The sequence below is a fragment of the Achromobacter insuavis genome, from assembly GCF_902859645.1.
In the GTDB taxonomy this organism is placed as follows: Bacteria; Pseudomonadota; Gammaproteobacteria; order Burkholderiales; family Burkholderiaceae_B; genus Achromobacter; species Achromobacter insuavis.
Genome location: NZ_CADIJR010000010.1, coordinates 26,857 through 43,787, shown reverse-complemented (window position 1 = coordinate 43,787; position 16,931 = coordinate 26,857). Strand labels below are relative to the sequence as shown.

Annotated in this window: 21 protein-coding genes; 12 read left to right on the top strand and 9 right to left on the bottom strand. The window is 69.7% G+C overall.

Annotated elements, in window-relative coordinates; genetic code table 11:
- Window position 1 precedes the first annotated feature (1 nt).
- Together phnH and phnG are read right to left on the bottom strand one after the other, a co-directional pair.
- Complete coding sequence (phnH, locus tag H0523_RS08065; RefSeq protein ID WP_054428505.1) at window positions 2–619, bottom strand: phosphonate C-P lyase system protein PhnH; 618 nt, start codon at window positions 617–619, stop codon at window positions 2–4.
- Window position 620: 1 nt separating this feature from the next.
- On the bottom strand, window positions 621–1,091 hold the full coding sequence (gene phnG, locus H0523_RS08060) for a phosphonate C-P lyase system protein PhnG (RefSeq protein WP_054428506.1): 471 nt from the start codon (window positions 1,089–1,091) through the stop codon (window positions 621–623).
- A gap of 184 nt (window positions 1,092–1,275) precedes the next feature.
- Here phnG and phnF point away from each other — a divergent pair, with 184 nt between their 5' ends.
- From phnF to phnN, 4 genes are all read left to right on the top strand, one after another.
- Entirely contained in the window at window positions 1,276–1,998 is a 723-nt protein-coding gene (gene phnF / locus H0523_RS08055; protein WP_006390823.1) for a phosphonate metabolism transcriptional regulator PhnF, read from the top strand.
- A 98-nt stretch (window positions 1,999–2,096) separates the two neighbouring features.
- On the top strand, window positions 2,097–3,293 hold the full coding sequence (locus H0523_RS08050; RefSeq protein WP_054428507.1) for an alpha-D-ribose 1-methylphosphonate 5-triphosphate diphosphatase: 1,197 nt from the start codon (window positions 2,097–2,099) through the stop codon (window positions 3,291–3,293).
- A gap of 2 nt (window positions 3,294–3,295) precedes the next feature.
- Entirely contained in the window at window positions 3,296–4,039 is a 744-nt protein-coding gene (locus tag H0523_RS08045) for a DUF1045 domain-containing protein (protein ID WP_054428508.1), read from the top strand.
- Entirely contained in the window at window positions 4,036–4,614 is a 579-nt protein-coding gene (gene phnN, locus H0523_RS08040) for a phosphonate metabolism protein/1,5-bisphosphokinase (PRPP-forming) PhnN (RefSeq protein ID WP_054428509.1), read from the top strand. Before H0523_RS08045 ends, phnN begins: the two co-directional genes overlap by 4 nt.
- Before the next feature lie 61 nt (window positions 4,615–4,675).
- Here phnN and H0523_RS08035 read toward each other — a convergent pair whose 3' ends face one another.
- Window positions 4,676–5,635 (bottom strand): LysR family transcriptional regulator, encoded by a 960-nt coding sequence (locus H0523_RS08035; protein ID WP_054428510.1) that lies wholly within the window; start codon window positions 5,633–5,635, stop codon window positions 4,676–4,678.
- A gap of 106 nt (window positions 5,636–5,741) precedes the next feature.
- On the opposite strand from H0523_RS08035, the gene H0523_RS08030 reads away from it, so the two are divergent.
- The 3 genes from H0523_RS08030 to H0523_RS08020 are packed head-to-tail and all read left to right on the top strand — an operon-like array spanning window position 5,742 to window position 9,096.
- The gene (locus H0523_RS08030) at window positions 5,742–7,574 is read left to right on the top strand and encodes a gamma-glutamyltransferase family protein (protein ID WP_054428511.1); all 1,833 of its coding nucleotides are present in this window, start codon (window positions 5,742–5,744) and stop codon (window positions 7,572–7,574) included.
- 56 nt (window positions 7,575–7,630) lie between these two features.
- Window positions 7,631–8,602, top strand: coding sequence for a Bug family tripartite tricarboxylate transporter substrate binding protein (locus H0523_RS08025; RefSeq protein ID WP_054428512.1), 972 nt, complete (start codon window positions 7,631–7,633; stop codon window positions 8,600–8,602).
- The gene (locus H0523_RS08020) at window positions 8,599–9,096 is read left to right on the top strand and encodes a GAF domain-containing protein (protein WP_054428513.1); all 498 of its coding nucleotides are present in this window, start codon (window positions 8,599–8,601) and stop codon (window positions 9,094–9,096) included. The genes H0523_RS08025 and H0523_RS08020 overlap by 4 nt, the downstream gene beginning before the upstream one ends.
- 32 nt (window positions 9,097–9,128) lie before the next feature.
- Here the strand turns inward: H0523_RS08020 and phnE are convergent, their stop codons facing one another.
- From phnE to phnC, 3 genes are all read right to left on the bottom strand, one after another.
- On the bottom strand, window positions 9,129–9,923 hold the full coding sequence (gene phnE, locus H0523_RS08015) for a phosphonate ABC transporter, permease protein PhnE (RefSeq protein WP_054428514.1): 795 nt from the start codon (window positions 9,921–9,923) through the stop codon (window positions 9,129–9,131).
- 76 nt (window positions 9,924–9,999) lie between these two features.
- Window positions 10,000–10,980, bottom strand: coding sequence for a phosphonate ABC transporter substrate-binding protein (gene phnD / locus H0523_RS08010; protein ID WP_054428515.1), 981 nt, complete (start codon window positions 10,978–10,980; stop codon window positions 10,000–10,002).
- 29 nt (window positions 10,981–11,009) lie between these two features.
- On the bottom strand, window positions 11,010–11,852 hold the full coding sequence (phnC, locus tag H0523_RS08005; RefSeq protein ID WP_054428516.1) for a phosphonate ABC transporter ATP-binding protein: 843 nt from the start codon (window positions 11,850–11,852) through the stop codon (window positions 11,010–11,012).
- A gap of 196 nt (window positions 11,853–12,048) precedes the next feature.
- On the opposite strand from phnC, the gene H0523_RS08000 reads away from it, so the two are divergent.
- The 5 genes from H0523_RS08000 to H0523_RS07980 all read left to right on the top strand — a co-directional run bounded on the left by H0523_RS08000 (window position 12,049) and on the right by H0523_RS07980 (window position 14,793).
- Entirely contained in the window at window positions 12,049–12,480 is a 432-nt protein-coding gene (locus tag H0523_RS08000) for a GFA family protein (RefSeq protein ID WP_054428517.1), read from the top strand.
- A 53-nt stretch (window positions 12,481–12,533) separates the two neighbouring features.
- Entirely contained in the window at window positions 12,534–12,896 is a 363-nt protein-coding gene (locus H0523_RS07995) for an ArsR/SmtB family transcription factor (RefSeq protein ID WP_054428518.1), read from the top strand.
- Window positions 12,893–13,432 (top strand): SRPBCC family protein, encoded by a 540-nt coding sequence (locus H0523_RS07990; protein WP_054428519.1) that lies wholly within the window; start codon window positions 12,893–12,895, stop codon window positions 13,430–13,432. The genes H0523_RS07995 and H0523_RS07990 overlap by 4 nt, the downstream gene beginning before the upstream one ends.
- Before the next feature lie 618 nt (window positions 13,433–14,050).
- Window positions 14,051–14,317, top strand: a complete 267-nt coding sequence (infA, locus tag H0523_RS07985; protein WP_054460443.1) for a translation initiation factor IF-1 — start codon at window positions 14,051–14,053, stop codon at window positions 14,315–14,317.
- Window positions 14,318–14,478: 161 nt separating this feature from the next.
- Entirely contained in the window at window positions 14,479–14,793 is a 315-nt protein-coding gene (locus H0523_RS07980) for a hypothetical protein (RefSeq protein ID WP_054460441.1), read from the top strand.
- An 88-nt stretch (window positions 14,794–14,881) separates the two neighbouring features.
- Here H0523_RS07980 and H0523_RS07975 read toward each other — a convergent pair whose 3' ends face one another.
- Genes H0523_RS07975 through mog form a run of 3 tightly spaced genes read right to left on the bottom strand, consistent with a single transcriptional unit; the run spans window position 14,882 to window position 16,800 of the window.
- Window positions 14,882–15,766 (bottom strand): peptidoglycan DD-metalloendopeptidase family protein, encoded by an 885-nt coding sequence (locus H0523_RS07975; RefSeq protein ID WP_180180047.1) that lies wholly within the window; start codon window positions 15,764–15,766, stop codon window positions 14,882–14,884.
- The gene (locus H0523_RS07970; RefSeq protein ID WP_054428521.1) at window positions 15,766–16,113 is read right to left on the bottom strand and encodes a hypothetical protein; all 348 of its coding nucleotides are present in this window, start codon (window positions 16,111–16,113) and stop codon (window positions 15,766–15,768) included. The genes H0523_RS07975 and H0523_RS07970 overlap by 1 nt, the downstream gene beginning before the upstream one ends.
- A 39-nt stretch (window positions 16,114–16,152) precedes the next feature.
- Window positions 16,153–16,800, bottom strand: coding sequence for a molybdopterin adenylyltransferase (gene mog / locus H0523_RS07965; RefSeq protein ID WP_054428522.1), 648 nt, complete (start codon window positions 16,798–16,800; stop codon window positions 16,153–16,155).
- Window positions 16,801–16,931: the final 131 nt, after the last annotated feature.

Here is a 16,931-nt window from a genome sequence, read left to right as displayed (position 1 = left end):
GTCAGCTCTCCACGCGCGTGCTGCGGGGCAGCGCGCACAGTTGCCGCCCGTGCGTCAGGAACACGTCGACGCCCAGCGGAAAACGTTGATGGTTGATGCGCCAGTCGCGCCAGAAGCCGTCCGGCAGGCCGGCGGCGCGCAGCGCCTGGCGGCTCTGGATGCCGGGGCCGGTCAGCGTGACTGCGGCGCCGGCGTCCAGCGACGCGACCTCGATCAGCAGCGTGGTGGACAGGTCCGGATAGGCCGGGTCGCCGGGATGGCACGACGCCAGCGCGGGCACGCCGCCGCCCGCCGGCACCGCCGCGAAGCGCGCCAGCGAGGCCGACGGCACCATCGGGCAGGCGCAATGGAAACGCAGGAAATCCAGCACGCTGGCGTCCAGGCCCTGCGGCAGCCACAGCGGCGTGTCCACGTCCACCAGCGTCAGCAGCAGCGCGGTCAGCGCCGGCGACAGGCCGGCCGGCACGCCGCTGGCGGCGGCCACTTCGTACACGCGGCCCGGATGCGCCATGGCGTCGAGCGCGGTGCGGAAGGTGGCCTGCGCGTCGTTCACCGGGTCCGCGAAACCCGGCAGCAGCTTGCGGCTCGCGGCCGCGGCGCCAAGAAGTTCTTGATGCATGTCAGTCCTCGCCTCGCACCATCGTGAAGAATTCGACCTTGGTCTGCGCGGCGACGCGCGCCTGGCGCTCGATGCGCTCGGCGCGTTCGCGCGCCAGCGGCTGGATCAGCTGCGCCTGCACCGTGTCGTGCCAATCGGGCAGTTGCAGCAGCGCGTCGGCCACCGCGGCCTGCTCGGCATGGCGCAGCGACCGGCCCTGCACGTAGGCGATGCCGACCACGCCGTTGTCCAGGCTGACGGCGCAGCGCGTCACCGTCATTTCGCCCAGGTTGAAGCGCGCGCCGGTGCCGCCGCTGCGGGCCCGCGCCATGGCCATGCCGGTCTGCGCCGGGCGCAGCATCTGATGCGGCGGCACGCCGCCAAGCGCGCCGAACGCCCCTTCCAGCATGGCCGGATCGGCCAGTGCCAACACCCGCATCCAGGCGGCCCGTTGCGCCTGGGTTTCACCCTGCGCGGTTTGTGGATGGTCCATTGTTTCCTCTAAACGTCTAGACGACTGGATGGAGTATGATCGCGTTCAAGTGGAAGTTCAACAGCCTGGCGTGAATTTTTGATGACAGTTGCGGCGGGGACGCATTGCCTATCCCGCGCCCGCCGCTTGGTGCACAATCACAGCCATTCTTGATGAAGCTGATATGACAGCACGAGCACATCCTATGGTCGAAAGAGGTTCCGGTATCGCCGTGTGGCGACAGATCGGCGAGTCGCTGGCGGACGACATCCGCAACAAGTTGTACATGGCGGGCGAACAACTGCCCTCCGAACCGGAGCTGGCCGCCAAGTTCTCCGTCAACCGCCACACCATCCGGCGCGCCATGGGCGAACTGGAACAGAGCGGACTGGTGCGCATCGAACAGGGCCGCGGCACCTTCGTGCAGGAACACGCCATCGACTACGCCATCGGCAAGCGCACGCGCTTTTCCGAGAACCTGCGCAGCCAGGGCATGCTGGGCCATCTCGAAGCCCTGGGCAGCCAGACGCTGCGCGCGGCCGACATCGCCAAGCACCTGGGCCTGGCGCGCAACGCCCCGCTGCTGCGCGTGCAGATGGTGGGCAAGGCCGAGAACCGCCCCATCAGCGCGTCCGAGCACTACTTCGATGAAAAGCGCTTCCCCGACTTCATCGAGCGCATGAACGCGCTGCGGTCGGTATCGAAGGTCTACGCCCACTACGACATCGGCGACTACACGCGCAAATGGTCGCGCATCACCGCCACGCTGCCGTCGCCGGAGGTGGCGCGCATCCTGGGCCAGCCCAAGACGCGCCCGATCCTGCAGGTCGAGGCCCTGAACGTGGACCAGGCCGGCGCGCCGTTGCAATACAGCATCACCCGTTTCGTCGGCGACCTGGTCCAGCTCATGGTGGCCGACGACAGTTGAGGCCGGCGCGCGGCGGCCGCGCGCGGCCGCTTGCGCCGCCATGCGATTTCACTCATCTAGACATCTGGTTGTAATGCAGCACCGCTAACTTTCCCGTCATGAACCAAGCACACGCCCCCTCGCCCCTGGCCGGTGTCACAGGCCAACGTATCCTGACCCCTCGCGGCATCGAACACGCCAGCCTGCGATTCCACGGAGGACTGATCGACGACGCCGGCGGCACGCCCGCGCGCGGCGCGGCCTGGTTCGACGCCGGCAATCTGCTGGTGCTGCCCGGCATCGTCGACCTGCATGGCGACGCCTTCGAGCGCGCCATCATGCCGCGCCCCAGCGTCACCTTCCCCTACGACGGCGCGCTGTTCGACGTCGACCGCCAGTTGCTGGCCAACGGCATCACCACCGAATTCCACGGCGTCACGCTGTCATGGGAAGGCGGCCTGCGCGGCGAAGCCTATGCCGAGCGCATGTTCGCCGCCCTCGAACGCATGCGCCACATCATGGGCGCGCGCCACTACGTGCACCTGCGTTTCGAGACCCACCACGTCGGCGGCGTCGAGACCGCCCAGCAATGGATCCGCGACGGCCGCGTGCGCTTCGTCGCGCTCAACGACCACCTGCCCAGCATGGCGCGCCGCCTGGGCGACGACCGCAAGCTGCTGCAATACGCAGACCGCGCCGAATGCGACCTGGACACCTTCCAGGAACGCATCCGCCGCGCCATGGGCGCGGCCGACGCGGTGGCCGACGCCATGCGCGAACTGACCGCCTGCGCGCAGGCGGCCGGCCTGAAGGTCGCCTCGCACGACGACCCCGACGCCGCCACCCGCCGCTACTACCATCAGCTGGGCTGCAGCGTGGCGGAATTCCCCCTGACGCGCGATGCCGCCGGCGTGGCCCGCGACCTGGGCAACTCGGTGGTGTTCGGCGCGCCCAACGTGGTGCGCGGCGGCAGCCACACCAACGCCCCCAGCGCCACCGAGATGGTGCGCGCCGGCCTGTGCGACATCCTCACTTCCGACTATTACTACCCCGCCCCGCTGGCGGCGGCGCTGCGCCTGGTGAACGACGGCGTGCTGCCGCTGGAGCAGGCCTGGAACCTGGTGTCGCTGAACCCGGCCCGCGCCGCCGGCCTGCAGGATCGCGGCGCGCTGGCGCCCGGCCTGATCGCCGACGCCATCGTGGTCGACGACCAGGTGCCCGGCCTGCCGCGCGTCTGCGCCGCCATCGTCGGCGGCGAGCTGCGCTACGCCACCCGCGCTTTCGGCGACGACCGCAACCAGCGCATGGCGGCCTGACCATGCCGCTGGCCCACCGCTATGCGCTGTACCTGGCCCCCACCGGCCCCTGGCGTGAACTCGGCAGCCGCTGGCTGGGCCGCTGCGCCGACACCGGCGCGGCCCTGCCGCCGCTGCCCGGCCAACCCGAGGCCGCGCGCGACTGGACCCAGGCGCCGCGCCACTACGGCCTGCACGCCACGCTGAAGCCGCCGTTCCGGCTGCGCGCCGGCGCCACGCCGCGGGACGTCGATGCCGCCGCGCGCCAGCTCGCCGCCGCCGATGACGCCTTCGGCATCCAGCTCGAATGCGAGCCGCTGCGCGGCTTCCTGGCCTGGCGCATCGCCGCCTCGGACGCCGAGGGCCATGCCCGCATCAATGCCCTGGCCGCCGCAGCCGTGCGCGGCCTGGACGATTTGCGCGCCGCGCCCAGCGAAGACGAGCTGGCCCGGCGCCAGGCGCATGCGCTCTCGCCCGAGCAGCAGGCCATGCTGGCGCGCTGGGGCTACCCGTACGTGTTCGACACCTTCACCTTCCACATCACGCTGACCGGCAAGCTCGACGGCGCCGCGCTGGAACAGGCGCAGGCCGGCATCGCCGCCTTCGCCGACCCGCTGCGCGGCCAGCCCATGACGGTTCCCGGCGTGAGCGTGTATGTGCAGCCGCGGGCGGGCGCCGACTTCATCGCGGCGCGCCACTACCACTTCGACGGCAGCCACGCCGACGCGGCGGGCGCGGCCTACCTGGAAGGACCTGCCGCGGCATGAACCCGCCCGACCCCGCCAGCGGCGCGCGCCTGATCTACCTGATGGGCGCCTCCGGCAGCGGCAAGGACACCTTGCTGCGGCTGCTGCGCGCCGGCCTGCGCGGCGACGAGCCGGTGCTGGTGGCGCACCGCTACATCACGCGCGACAGCGGCGCCACCGAAGACGCGCTGCGCCTGAGCGTCGAGGAATTCGCGCGCCGCGCCGCGCTCGGCTGCTTCGCGCTGCGCTGGGCCAGCCATGGCCTGCATTACGGCATCGGCATCGAGGTCGACACTTGGCTGGACTGTGGCGCGGCCGTCATCATCAACGGTTCGCGCGCGCACCTGGCCGAGGCCCACCGACGCTATCCGGCGCTGACCGCGGTCGAGATCACGGTCGACCCCGCGCAACTGGCGCGGCGGCTGGCGGCGCGCGGCCGCGAAACGCCCGAACAGATCGCCCAGCGCCTGCAGCGCGCCGCGCAGGATTTCCCGGTCCCCGAGGGTTGCCGCCTGCTGCGCGTCGGCAACAACGGCGCGCCCGAAGCCGCCGCCGCCGAACTGCTGGATATCGCCCGCGGCCGCCTGATCGCGTAGCCCGCGCCGGCATCGCCGCGAAACGGCCGCCGCGACGCCACGACCGCGCCGGCCGGACGCCTCACTCCCGAGGCCGCGCGTCCGGCCCCAGGTCGGCGCACAGCTCCAGCAGGATCGCCGAGAACCACTCCTCCGCCGCCAGCGCCTGCTCGCGCCGGCGGCGGATCAGGTTGATCGGCGGCAACTCCCAGCCGAAGTCCCACGGCACCATGCCCAGCTTGCCGCGCTGGCACAGTTCGCGCGCGATGTCCTCGGGCACCACCGACATCAGCGCGGGATTGGCGCTCAGCATGCCCTCGATCACATCGGTGGAATAGGCTTCCAGCACCGGCGCCGGCGAACGCAGGCCGGCGCGGATGAAGTGCTCGACGATCAGCTGGCGCGTCGGCGTGTTGACCGCCGGCAGCACCCAATCCATCTGCGCGACCGCCGCCCAATCCGCCGCTCGCCGCGCCAGGCGCTGCGCCAATCGGCTGTGCGCGATCAGGCGCGGCCGCTGGCGGTACAGCACGCGATGGGTCAGGTCGTCCTGCGCCACGGTCGAGGTCGCCCGGCTGATGATGCAATCGAGTTCCTGCCGCCGCAGCATCGGCACCAGGTGGTCGGTGGTGGCGCGGTGCAGCGTCAGGGTCACGCCGTGGCGCTGGTGCAGCCGGCCGATGGCGGCGGTCAGCAGCGCGCTCGACACGTACGGCACCACGCCCACATGCAGATGCGCCGCGCGGCCGTCGTGCAGCGCCTCGACCTCGCGCGCCCACAGGTCCAGGTCGCCCTGCATGCGGCGGGCCCGCACCAGCGCCAGTTCGCCCAGCGGGGTGGGCTGCATGCCGCGCCCGGTGCGCAGGAACAGCGGCGCGCCGAAGATGTCCTCGAGCTCGGCCAGCGCCTTGGTGGCGGCGGGCTGGCTGATGCCGGTGGCGGCCGCCACGCGGGTCAGCGTGCCGTGCTTGGCGATATTGGCCAACAGCGCCAGGTGGCGGTGGCGCAGGCGGTTGGCGAGTCGGGCGGCGTCCCAGGTCACGGCGGTCTACTCATAACTGATTGGTTATTCAATTATGCCAACAACGGACACATCAGTTATTTCACGACCCTATACTGCGCCGTATCCCCACCCCGCCCGACCGCCCATGTCCGACTTCACCACCCGCCCGGAAATCCGCGGCACCTTCGGCGTCGCCTCGTCCACCCACTGGCTGGCCTCGCAGGTCGCCATGGGCGTGCTGGAGCGCGGCGGCAACGCCTTCGACGCCGCGGTGGCCGGCGGCTTCACGCTGCAGATCGTCGAGCCGCACCTGAACGGCCCCGGCGGCGAAGTGCCGATCCTGCTGTGGAGCGAGCGGGAAGGCCGCATGCGCGCACTGTGCGGCCAGGGGCCGGCGCCGGCGCTGGCAACGCCGGCCTATTTCCGCGGACTGGGCGTGGACCTGGTGCCCGGCATCGGGCTGCTGCCCGCCACCGTGCCCGGCGCCTTCGGCGCCTGGCTGACCCTGCTGCGCGACTACGGCACCTGGGAACTGGCCGACGTGCTGCGCCCGGCCATCGACTACGCCCGCAACGGTTTTCCGCTGGTGCCGCGCATCTCGCAGGCCATCCTGGCGGTGCAGGCCCTGTTCCGCGACGAGTGGACCAGCTCGGCCGCCGTCTGGCTGCCCGACGGCAAGGTGCCCGCGCCCGGCGCGCTGCTGCGCACGCCGGCCATCGCCGCCACCTACACCCGCATCCTGGACGAAGCCCACGCGGCGGCGACCGACCGCGCCGGCCGCATCGACGCCGCGCTGGCCATCTGGTACCGCGGCTTCGTCGCCGACGAGATCGACGCCTACTACACCCATGAAGCGGTGCGCGACACCACCGGCCAGCGCAATCGCGGCCTGCTGCGCAAGGCCGACCTGGCCGACTGGCGCGCCCGCTACGACGATCCGGTCACGCTGCAATACGGCCGCTACACGGTTGCCAAGTGCGGCGTCTGGTCGCAAGGCCCGGTGCACCTGCAGCAGCTGGCGCTGCTGCGCCACCTGCAAATGGACGGGCTGGACCCGGCCTCGCCGCAATTCGTGCACCGCATCGCCGAGGCCGCCAAGCTGGCCTTCGCCGACCGCGCCGCCTGGTACGGCGATCCCGATTTCGTTGACGTGCCCCTGGCCGCGCTGCTGAGCGACGACTACGCCCGCGCGCGCGCCGCCGCCATCGGCCCGCGCGCCGCCACGACGCTGCAACCCGGCTCCCCCGCGGGCCGCGCGCCGCGCCTGCCCGACCTGGAGGCCGCCGCCCGCACCCTGGCCGCGTCCGACACCCGCTTCGGCGTGGGCGAGCCGACCTTCGCGGCGCTGCCGCCGGTGGCCGAATGGGCCGCGCGCGAGATCTTCGTCGGCGACACCTGCCAGATCGACGTCATCGACCGCGACGGCAACATGGTCGCGGCCACGCCGTCCGGCGGCTGGCTGTCGTCCAGCCCGGTGGTGCCGGCGCTGGGCTTTCCGCTGACCACGCGGCTGCAGATGACCTGGCTGGACGACGGCGTGCCCGGCCAGCTGCAACCCGGCAAGCGGCCCGGCACCACGCTGTCGCCCGGCCTGGCGCTGCGCGACGGCCAGCCCTACATGGCCTTCGGCACGCCCGGCGGCGACCAGCAGGACCAGTGGACCGTGTCCTTCTTCCTGCGCCACGCCATGGGCCTGAACCTGCAGCAGGCGATCGACGCGCCGTCCTGGCACATCGACCATTTCCCGGGCTCGTTCTGGCCGCGTTCGCTGACGCTGAACCGCCTGACCGTCGAAGGCCGCCTGCCCGAGGCCACGCGGCAGGCGCTGCGCGAGGCCGGCCACGACGTGCGCGTCGGCCCCGACTGGTCCGAAGGCCGCATCAGCGCCTGCACCCGCGAACCGGCGGCCGGCGGCAGCCTGTTGCTGCGCGCCGCCGCCAACCCGCGCGGCATGCAGGGCTACGCGGTCGGCCGATGAACCGATTTTCCATCCAGCCGGCGACGAGACCGGCCTTATCACAAGGGGTAAACACCATGAAGACCATCCGACGACTGTTGCGCGCCTGCGCCCTGACCCTGGCTTGCGCCGCGCCCGCGCTGGCGCACGCCGCCTGGCCCGAAAAGCCGATCACGCTGATCGTGCCGTGGGCCGCCGGCGGCTCCACCGACATCCTGGCGCGCGTGCTGTCCGAAGGACTGACGCAATCGCTCGGCCAACCCGTCATCGTCGAGAACCGCTCGGGCGCCTCGGGCAACATCGGCAGCACCTTCGTCGCGCGCGCCAAGCCCGACGGCTACACGCTGCTGGTCGGCTCGATGAGCACCCACACCATGAACCAGGCGTTGTACAGCAGCATGCCATTCGACGGCGTCAAGGACTTCACGCCCATCGCCGAACTGGCGCTGGTCACCAACACGATGGTGGTGCACCCCTCGGTGCCGGCCAGCAACGTCAAGGAATTCATCGACTACGTCAAGGCCAATCCCGACAAGGTGGCCTACGCCTCGGCCGGCCAGGGCTCGACCAACCATCTGAGCGCCGCGCTGTTCGAGAAGGCCGCCGGCGTGAAGATGATGCACATCCCCTACCGCGGCGGCGCGCCCGCGGTGCTCGATACCGTGGCCGGCCGCACCCAGGTGCTGTTCAGCGCCGGCACGCAGACCCTGCCGCACGTGCAGACCGGCAAGCTCAAGCTGCTGGCCGTCACCGAAGCGCAGCGCTCGCCGCTGCTGCCCGACGTGCCGACCGTGGCCGAGACCCTGCCCGGCTACGAGCTGTCGGTCTGGTACGGCGCCTTCGGCCCGGCCGGCATGCCGCCGGCGCTGACGACGCGCCTGAACCAGGAAATCAACAAGATCCTCAAGCGCCCCGACGTCATCAAGAAGATGGGCGACATGGGCGTGCTGCTGCTGGACACCACGCCGGAGCAGTTCGGCCAGGTGCTGGCGCGCGACGCCGACAAGTACGGCAAGCTGATCAAGGAACTGGGAATCACCGCCGAATGAGCCTCACGTCCGACACTCCCGCCGTAGAGCGCCTGGCGCAGGCCTATGCCGAGGCCTCGGCCCCGGCCGCCTTCGCCGCGCTCGACGCCCATGCCCATGGCACGCTGGGGCACACGCTATGCACCATCAACCGCCACGACGCCGAACAGATGCGGGTGGTGCGGCTGTACAGCTCCAATCCCGCGGCCTATCCCCCCGGCGGCAGCAAGGACAAGCGGGGCACCGCCTGGGGCCGCCACGTCCTGCTCGAACGCAAGGTCTTCATCGGCGAGGGGGTCGACGCGATCCGCGAGTTCTTCGACGACCACGACGCCATCCAGGCGCTCGGCCTGCGGTCGGTGATCAACGTGCCGGTGGTGTTCGACGGCGCCTGCCTGGGCACCGTCAACTTCCTGATGCCGCGCGCGGCGCTGACGCCGGCCGACCTCGCCGCCGCCCGGCTGGCGGGCCTGCTGGCCCTGCCGGCCTTCCTGGCGCTGACGCCGGCCGGTTGAACAAAGGGGGGCGCCACGACGCGCCCCCTGGCTCAGATCAGCGCGCGGCGGATGCGGGCCGAGGCCATGTCGATCACGACCACGAAGCCGACGATGATGATCATCACCGCGCAGGTCTCGGCGTAGCGGAAGCTGCGGATGATCTCCCACAGCACGGTGCCGATGCCGCCGGCGCCGACGATGCCCACCACCGAGGCCGAGCGCACGTTCGACTCGAAGCGGTACAGCGAATACGAGATCCACAGCGGCAGCACCTGCGGGATCACGCCATAGACGATCTCTTCGAGCGCATTGGCGCCGGTGGCGCGCACGCCCTCCACCGGGCGCGGGTCGATGGCCTCGACCGCCTCGGAGAACAGCTTGGCCAGCACGCCGGTGGTATGCACCCACAGCGCCAGCACGCCGGCGAAGGGCCCCAGGCCCACCGCCACGATGAACAGCATCGCGAACACCATTTCATTGATGGCGCGGCAGGCGTCCATCAGGCGCCGCATCGGCTGGTAGACCCAGGCCGGCACCATGTTCGACGAGCACAGCAGCCCCAGCGGCACCGCCACCACGATCGCCAGGAACGTGCCCCACACCGCGATCTGCACCGTCACCACCATCTCGTCCAGGTACATGCGCCAGTCGCGGAAATTGGGCGGGAAGAAGTCGGCGGCGAACTGGGCCATGTTGCCCGAGTCCCGCAACAGGTCCAGCGGCCGCATGTCGGCGCCGCGCCAGGACATCACCAGCAGCGCCAGCACGAAGGCCCATACGAGCAGGACCGGCAGCGACGAGCGCGGGGCGGCGGGGGAACGGGAAGAAGGCACGGCCAGGGTCATGAGGATTCCGGAGGTGAAAAATCGGATGGACGCGCGCCGGCGCTTGCGGGGCAGGCGCCGGCGCGGCGCGGCATCGTTACTGCTTGGCGGTCGGCTGGCCCAGGCTGGCCAGCTTGGCGTCCAGGTCGGACAGCTGCTTCTGCTTCTCGGCCTGGCCGATGGTGGCGTCGGCTTCGATCTTGGCCTTCTCGCGCGCCAGTTCGATCTGGCGGATCGGCACCAGCTGCTGGTTGTCCGAGGCGCGGAACCCCTGGTAGGTCAGCGCCTTCAGGTTGGCCATTTCGCGCGCGGCGTCCTTGCCCTTGCCGTAGTTGACGAAGAAGTCGCGGATCTTGGCCTTCATGTCGGCCGGCAGGTCGGTGCGCATGACCAGCGGATCGGCCGGGATCAGCGGCGACTTCCACAGGATGCGCACGCTGTCGTTGGCGTCCTTGCCGGTGTTCAGGCGATAGCGCTCCAGCGCCTCGGTGTTGTTGACGGCCACGTCGACCTGCTTGTTGATGACCGACAGCAGATTGGTTTCGTGGTTGCTGACGCGCACGGCCTTGAAGAAGGTCTTCGGCTCGATCTTGTTGGCGCCCCACAGGTAGTAGCCCGGCACGGCGGTGCCCGAGGTCGAGTTGGGGTCGCCGGCGCCGTAGGTCAGCTGGCCGCGGCGCTTGAGCAGATCGTCCAGGGTCTTGATGTCGCTGTCCTTGTTGACGATCAGCAGCGACCAGTAGCCCGGGTTGCCGTCCTTGTCGATCACCGAGGCGAACACTTCGCCGCTGGCGCGGTCGACCGCTTCGATGGCGGCCTTGTTGCCGTACCAGGCCATCTGCACCTTGTTGAAGCGCATGCCTTCGATGATGCCGGCGTAGTCGGAAGCGAAGAACGGCTTGACCGGCACGCCGATGGCGCGGCTCAGGTCGTCGATGACGGGCTGCCAGACCGACTTCAGGTTGGTCGACGATTCCGTCGAGATGATGCCGAAGTTCAGCGTCTTGGCGTCTTGCGCATGGACTTGCGTGGACAAGGCGGCAGCGGCGATCAGGGCAACAAAGGTTCTGCGTAGCATGGAAAGCTCCGGGTAGGGAACGGGTAAGGTCAGGCCGCGTAGGCCTGTTGGGAAAGCGGCGCCAGGCCCGGCAGGGGCTGAGCTTGCGGCGCATATTCGGGAAGCAGCTCGCTCAGTTCCGAGCCGTACAGGTCGCGCAGCATGGCCGGCGTCAGGTCGGCCGAGGGGCCGTCGTAGACCACCTTGCCGTGGCGCAGCGCCACCACCCGCGGGCAGTAGCGCAGGGCCACGTCGACCTGGTGCAGCGAGACCACCACGGCCACCTTGCGGCTGCGGTTGATGTGCGCCAGCGTGTCCATCACGCGGCGCGAGGACTCGGGATCGAGCGAGGCGATCGGTTCATCGGCCAGGATCACGCGGGCGTTCTGCACCAGCGTGCGGGCGATGGCGGCGCGCTGCTGCTGGCCGCCGGACAGCGTCGAGGCGCGCTGAAATGCATAGTCGTCTATACCAACTTGGGCAAGCGCGTCGAGGCCCTGGCGCACTTCATCGCGCAGGAATACGCGCGTCAGGCTGCGCCACAGCGGCACCCGCGGCAACAGGCCGGTCAGCACATTGGTGATCACCGGCAGGCGGCCCACCAGGTTGAATTGCTGGAACACGAAACCGATGCTGGCGCGCGCGCCGCGCACCTGGCGCGACAGGCGGCCATGGCGCTGGATCAACTGGCCGTTGACCGTGACGCTGCCCTGCCCCGCGTCGCCGACCACGAAGCCCGCCAGATGCCGCAGCAGCGTCGACTTGCCCGAGCCCGAGGCGCCCAGCAGCGCCACCATCTCGCCGTCCGCCACGCGCAGATCGACGTTGTCCAGCGCCAGCGCGCCGGGGTGGAAGGACTTGCTCAGCCCCTGTACTTCGATGGCGTATGTCATCGTTGAAACCCCTTGGATTGGTTCATTCGCGCATTCTGTTTTCGCGGCATGACAGCGCGATGACCCGACGATCGAATCATTTGGCTGAAAATAGGGGTCATGGCAACCGACTGAAAGACATCCGTCATATAAGGTCGCGCCATCGTCGCGGGCGACGGGTATATTCGAAGCATCCCCCTTCCGACAGGCGGTCATCATGCTCAACGGTTCCTGCCTCTGCGGCCGCGTTGCCTACCAGATCACCGGTCCGCTCACCGACGCCCTCAACTGCCATTGCGCCATGTGCCGCAAGTCGCACGGCGCCGCGTTCCGCAGCCGAGCCACCGTCCAGGCCAAGGATTTCGCCTGGACCAAGGGGGAAAACCACGTCACCTGGTATTGCTCGTCGCCGGGCAACTACCGCGGCTTCTGCGAAGCCTGCGGCACGCCGCTGCTCAGCCGCTTCGACCAGACGCCCGACATCTACGGCCTGCCGCTGGGCGCGCTGGACGACGACCCTGGCGTCAAGCCGGGCGCGCACTGCCACGTCGCCAGCAAGGCGCCCTGGTTCGACATCACCGACGCCCTGCCGCAGTATCCCGAGGCCTACGAGGACGCGGAAACGGCCCTGCCCCACGCCGTTACATAAAAATTCAACCATGTAGTTGAACTTTGATCGGAAGGGCGGCTATATTCAACCTCATGGTTGAATCATTGCCTCCTCCGTCCCTCGATGCCGTCTTTCGCGCGCTGGCCGATCCCACGCGCCGCGACATGCTGCAGCGCCTGGCCGGCGGAGACCGGACCATCGGTGAACTGGCCGCGCCCCTGCGCATGAGTTTCGCCGGCGCCTCCAAGCACGTGCAGGCGCTGGAACGGGCCGGCCTGCTGCGGCGGACCGTCAACGGCCGCAGCCACGTATGCAGCCTGAATCCGGCCCCGATGGCCGAAGCCATGCAATGGCTGCGCTTCTATGAACATTTCTGGTCGGGTCGGCTGGACGCGCTCGAAGCCGCGCTGGCCGCCCATGCGCCCCCGACCGCCTCCCCCGGAGAGCCAACATGAGTGATTACGGTGTCGTCACCAGCCCCGCGTCCCTTTGCTTTACCCGTATCCTGCCCGCCAGCGTGGAACGGGTCTGGGCCTTCCTGACCGAATCCGACAAGCGCGGACTGTGGCTGGCGAGCGGCGACATGGAGCTGCGCGAAGGCGGCGGCGTCACGCTGCGCTTCGTGCACGCCGACCTGTCTTCCGTGGCCGAGCCCACGCCCGAGCCCTACAAGCCCTATGAAAACGGCGTCACCACGCACGGCGTCATCACCCGGTGCGAGCCGCCGCGGCTGCTGGCGTTCACCTGGGGCGGCTCGCAGGGCCAGCCATCGGAAGTGACGTTCGAGCTGTCGCCGCAAGGCGATGGCACCCGCCTGGTGCTGACCCACCGCAAGCTGGCCTCGCGCGCCGACATGATCGACGTGGCCGGCGGCTGGCACACGCACCTGGGCGTGCTGTCCGCGCGCCTGGCGGGCCGCGAGCCGGGCCCGTTCTGGTCGGCGCTGCTGCGCTGGGAAACGGACTACCAGGCGCGCATTCCGGCGCAATAAGGGACGCCATTCCCGCCCCGCGCCTGTCGGGGCGGGACCACCGTTCCTTCCCCGTTATTCCCGCGGCCGGATCCGCCGCCGCACAGTCGTTCAATAGCAACTATCACGCCGTCAGGGCGGATAAAAACTGGCTAATCATTGCGCTTTGCAGTAACATAAGTCCGTGATTTTTCCGCAAAAACCGGGCTTCGTTCACAACATTGAGTGCCAACCCACGGTGGCAGTCTGAGTACCTACCCGCAGTGGCGGGTCAGGACGGACTTTCGCCCGGCATTCCCGCGACGCTGCAACCGGTTTTCTTGGGTGAAACCTGCCCTCGCCCCGTGGCGCAACCCGCGTCGCCCGGTATCGCAGCAGACACTCCAACCCGCTTCTTCCGGCAACGCGCCACAAGCGCCGACCCGCGACCAAGCTGCGCATCACGCGCACACTGCCCTCGCGGCGCGAGTATCCGTCATTTCAGACATCCACTTGGGATGCCGTGGCCCATACCCGCGCTTGCCCGGACGTTTTACGTTCAACCGCTGGACCTGGCTAACAGAGTCCGACGCGCTCGCCATCCCCGGATGGCGCGCCATGCCGACGGCATGGCGGCGCGTATTGATCAAGGAGTAGAGAATGGCTAAAGAAGAACTCATCGAACTGGACGGCATCGTCGACGAAGTGCTGCCCGATAGCCGCTACCGCGTCACCCTGGACAACGGCATCGAAGTCGGCGCCTACGCCTCCGGCCGCATCCGCAAGCACCGCATCCGCATCCTGGCCGGTGACCGCGTCACGCTGGAAATGTCGCCGTACGACCTGACCAAGGGCCGCATCAACTTCCGTCACAAGGACGAGCGCGGCCCCGCCCCGACCAGCCGTCCCCAGCAACACCGCCGCTGAACCGCGGGGCCGGCGCCGCGCCGGCCTGCCGCCGCCGCGGCGGGCGCCCCCGGGCCTTAAACTCGCCCGCGCCCTGCCGTAGTAATGCGCAAGACCCCGGTTCGTGAAAGAATGGCGCTCCCCCGGCGCCAGGCCCGGCGGAACACGCATGAAGCAGCAAGATGGATCTGACACAGGAATTGAAAGAAGCGGCCGACCAGCTCTCCCTGACGCGAAGACGATTCGCCAAGGGGGAAGAAGGCCTGCGCCTGCTGCACCAATCGCGTGAAGCGTTCATCAACAGCCTGCGCAATACCGGCCTCACCTACGCCGAGGCCAAGACCAAGTACGACAACTGCCTGGACGAGCAGGAAGTGCAGCTGCACGGCATGCTGGACCAGATGATGTACGCCGAGCGCATGCACCAGTACGTCCTGCATCGCATCTCCCTGCAGCAGCCGCAGGACGCGCCCGCGCCGCAAGCGGCCACCGCCTGAAGGCGGCCCGGCCTTTTCCCCAGCCATCGAGTTTCACAGCGGCGCCGACGCCCGGCGCGGCCTTGCCGCGCCTGCGGGCCTCGCTGCGTCAGGGCTTGAAGGCGCCGATGAAGATCGCGGGATCGACCCGCGCATCGTTCAGGCTGACGTTCCAGTGCAGGTGCGGGCCCGTCGCCCGGCCGGTCGCGCCGACCTTGCCGACCACGCCGCCGCGCGGCACCACATCCCCCACCTTCACGTCGATCGCCGACATGTGGCAGAACATGCTCACGAAGCCCTGGCCATGGTCCAGGAAGACGGTCTTGCCGTTGAAGAAATAATCCCCCACCAGCGACACCACGCCCGCGGCCGGCGCCTTGATCGGCGTGCCCGCCGGCACGGCGAAATCCAGGCCGGAATGCGGATTGCGCTCTTCGCCGTTGAAGAAGCGGCGCAACCCGAACGGACTGGACAGGCGGCCGCCGCTGACCGGGCGGTCAAGCAGCAGGTTGCTGGGCGTGACGCCGGCGCGGTAGGCGCGGTTGGCGGCGCTCTGCTCGACCATCTCGCGCTCGATGCGCTTCATGTCGTCGGGATCGGGATTGACCTGGCGCGGATTCTTCAGCGTGATGTGCTGCGCCACGTATTCCTTGGCGCGCACGGTGAACGGCAGCTGGCGCGCGCCGGCGCCGTCGCGCACCGAGATTTCCTGCGGGCCCGGCTTGACCGCCAGCGGGATGCCCACGACGGCGATCCACTGCTTGCCGTCTTCGCGCACCACCAGCACGCGGCGATCGCGATAAGTGACCTCGGGCGCCGTCGCCGCGTCGCCCAGCGCCAGCACGGCGACGCCGCCAGGCACCGGCGCATTGAGCTTGCGGCTGATGAAACCGCCCTGCTCTGCGGCGGGCGCCTGCCTGGCGCGCACCGGCAGGGCCAGGCACACCGCGGCCGCGGCCAGGCCCAGCCGCAGCATGTCTCGGCGTTGCGGCATCACTGCTGCAGGCACAGGTTGGCCGGTTCGATCAGGGTCTGGTCGCGACGCGCGATGCGGGTCGACAGGCGGGCCTCGGTCTTGCCCTTCCAGGTGGTGGTGGTCAGCACCGCCTCGACGCCCAGGCTGTCCGACTGGATCAGCTCGAAGCCGTTGCGCACTGCCTTGCGCTCGAAGCGCACGCCCTGGTCCTTCCAGGCGGCGGCGACACAGTTGGTGTATTCGTCGGCCGTGCGCTGGGTCGAGCCGTAGAACACCGGATCGCGGTCGCGGACGTCTTTGACGTTGGCGCAGGCCGACACGGCGAGCACGACGGCGGTAAGGGACAAGGCGGTACGGACCTTCATATCAGGACTCTCTGGCAATGAATGGGAAGAGGCGGCCAACTATACCGCAGCGTCCGGCGACGGTTGCGGGCGGCGCGCCGATTTGGGGCGGAACGCGGCGATGACCTCGGGACGGGTCTCGGCATAGGGCCCGCCAATCAGGTCGATGCAATAGGGAATGGCGGCGAAGATGCCCGGCACCAGCGTCGATCCGTCATCGGCCTTCAGGCCTTCGAGGGTCTCGCGGATCGCCTTGGGCTGGCCCGGCAGGTTCACGATCAGGGCAGCGTGCGCGGGCCGTTCGCGGATCACGGCGACCTGCCGCGACAGGATAGCGGTGGGCACGAAGCGCAGGCTGATCTGGCGCATCTGCTCGCCGAAGCCCGGCATTTCCTTGGTGCCGACCGCCAGCGTGGCCTCGGGCGTGACGTCGCGGCGCGCCGGGCCGGTGCCGCCGGTGGTCAGGACCAGGTCGCAGCCACAGGTGTCGACCAGCTCGATCAGCGTCTCGGAGATGCGGGCGGTTTCGTCGGGGATCAGCCGGTCCACCGCCTGCCACGGCGAGGCCAGCGCGCCGCCCAGCCAGGCGCGCAGGGACGGCAGGCCCTCGTCCTGGTAGGCGCCGGCCGACGCGCGGTCGGAAATCGACACCAGGCCGATGATCAGTTCGTCGGGATGGCGGCGGGCGATACGGGTAGGGGCGGTCATGGGCGCTCGGGCGTGGAGTGGGCGGAAGGCGCGGGGCACGGACGCCGCCGGCGGGCCGGGGCGCGGTCAATCCTGGAAATCCAGGACCCCGCCAGACAAGGATGCTATCGCATTCTCCGCCGGGCAGCCGG

What these genes read in the sequence shown, in the direction of transcription:
- phnF (WP_006390823.1), top strand. Translation starts at nt 1,276, where the DNA reads ATGGTCGAAAGAGGTTCCGGTATCGCCGTGTGGCGACAGATCGGCGAG.
- H0523_RS07980 (WP_054460441.1), top strand. Translation starts at nt 14,479, where the DNA reads ATGGATCTGACACAGGAATTGAAAGAAGCGGCCGACCAGCTCTCCCTG.
- H0523_RS07990 (WP_054428519.1), top strand. Translation starts at nt 12,893, where the DNA reads ATGAGTGATTACGGTGTCGTCACCAGCCCCGCGTCCCTTTGCTTTACC.
- H0523_RS08020 (WP_054428513.1), top strand. Translation starts at nt 8,599, where the DNA reads ATGAGCCTCACGTCCGACACTCCCGCCGTAGAGCGCCTGGCGCAGGCC.
- phnN (WP_054428509.1), top strand. Translation starts at nt 4,036, where the DNA reads ATGAACCCGCCCGACCCCGCCAGCGGCGCGCGCCTGATCTACCTGATG.
- infA (WP_054460443.1), top strand. Translation starts at nt 14,051, where the DNA reads ATGGCTAAAGAAGAACTCATCGAACTGGACGGCATCGTCGACGAAGTG.
- H0523_RS08045 (WP_054428508.1), top strand. Translation starts at nt 3,296, where the DNA reads ATGCCGCTGGCCCACCGCTATGCGCTGTACCTGGCCCCCACCGGCCCC.
- mog (WP_054428522.1), bottom strand. Translation starts at nt 16,800, where the DNA reads ATGACCGCCCCTACCCGTATCGCCCGCCGCCATCCCGACGAACTGATC.
- phnC (WP_054428516.1), bottom strand. Translation starts at nt 11,852, where the DNA reads ATGACATACGCCATCGAAGTACAGGGGCTGAGCAAGTCCTTCCACCCC.
- H0523_RS08025 (WP_054428512.1), top strand. Translation starts at nt 7,631, where the DNA reads ATGAAGACCATCCGACGACTGTTGCGCGCCTGCGCCCTGACCCTGGCT.
- phnD (WP_054428515.1), bottom strand. Translation starts at nt 10,980, where the DNA reads ATGCTACGCAGAACCTTTGTTGCCCTGATCGCCGCTGCCGCCTTGTCC.
- H0523_RS07975 (WP_180180047.1), bottom strand. Translation starts at nt 15,766, where the DNA reads ATGCCGCAACGCCGAGACATGCTGCGGCTGGGCCTGGCCGCGGCCGCG.
- phnH (WP_054428505.1), bottom strand. Translation starts at nt 619, where the DNA reads ATGCATCAAGAACTTCTTGGCGCCGCGGCCGCGAGCCGCAAGCTGCTG.
- H0523_RS08050 (WP_054428507.1), top strand. Translation starts at nt 2,097, where the DNA reads ATGAACCAAGCACACGCCCCCTCGCCCCTGGCCGGTGTCACAGGCCAA.
- H0523_RS07995 (WP_054428518.1), top strand. Translation starts at nt 12,534, where the DNA reads ATGGTTGAATCATTGCCTCCTCCGTCCCTCGATGCCGTCTTTCGCGCG.
- H0523_RS07970 (WP_054428521.1), bottom strand. Translation starts at nt 16,113, where the DNA reads ATGAAGGTCCGTACCGCCTTGTCCCTTACCGCCGTCGTGCTCGCCGTG.
- H0523_RS08030 (WP_054428511.1), top strand. Translation starts at nt 5,742, where the DNA reads ATGTCCGACTTCACCACCCGCCCGGAAATCCGCGGCACCTTCGGCGTC.
- H0523_RS08000 (WP_054428517.1), top strand. Translation starts at nt 12,049, where the DNA reads ATGCTCAACGGTTCCTGCCTCTGCGGCCGCGTTGCCTACCAGATCACC.
- phnG (WP_054428506.1), bottom strand. Translation starts at nt 1,091, where the DNA reads ATGGACCATCCACAAACCGCGCAGGGTGAAACCCAGGCGCAACGGGCC.
- phnE (WP_054428514.1), bottom strand. Translation starts at nt 9,923, where the DNA reads ATGACCCTGGCCGTGCCTTCTTCCCGTTCCCCCGCCGCCCCGCGCTCG.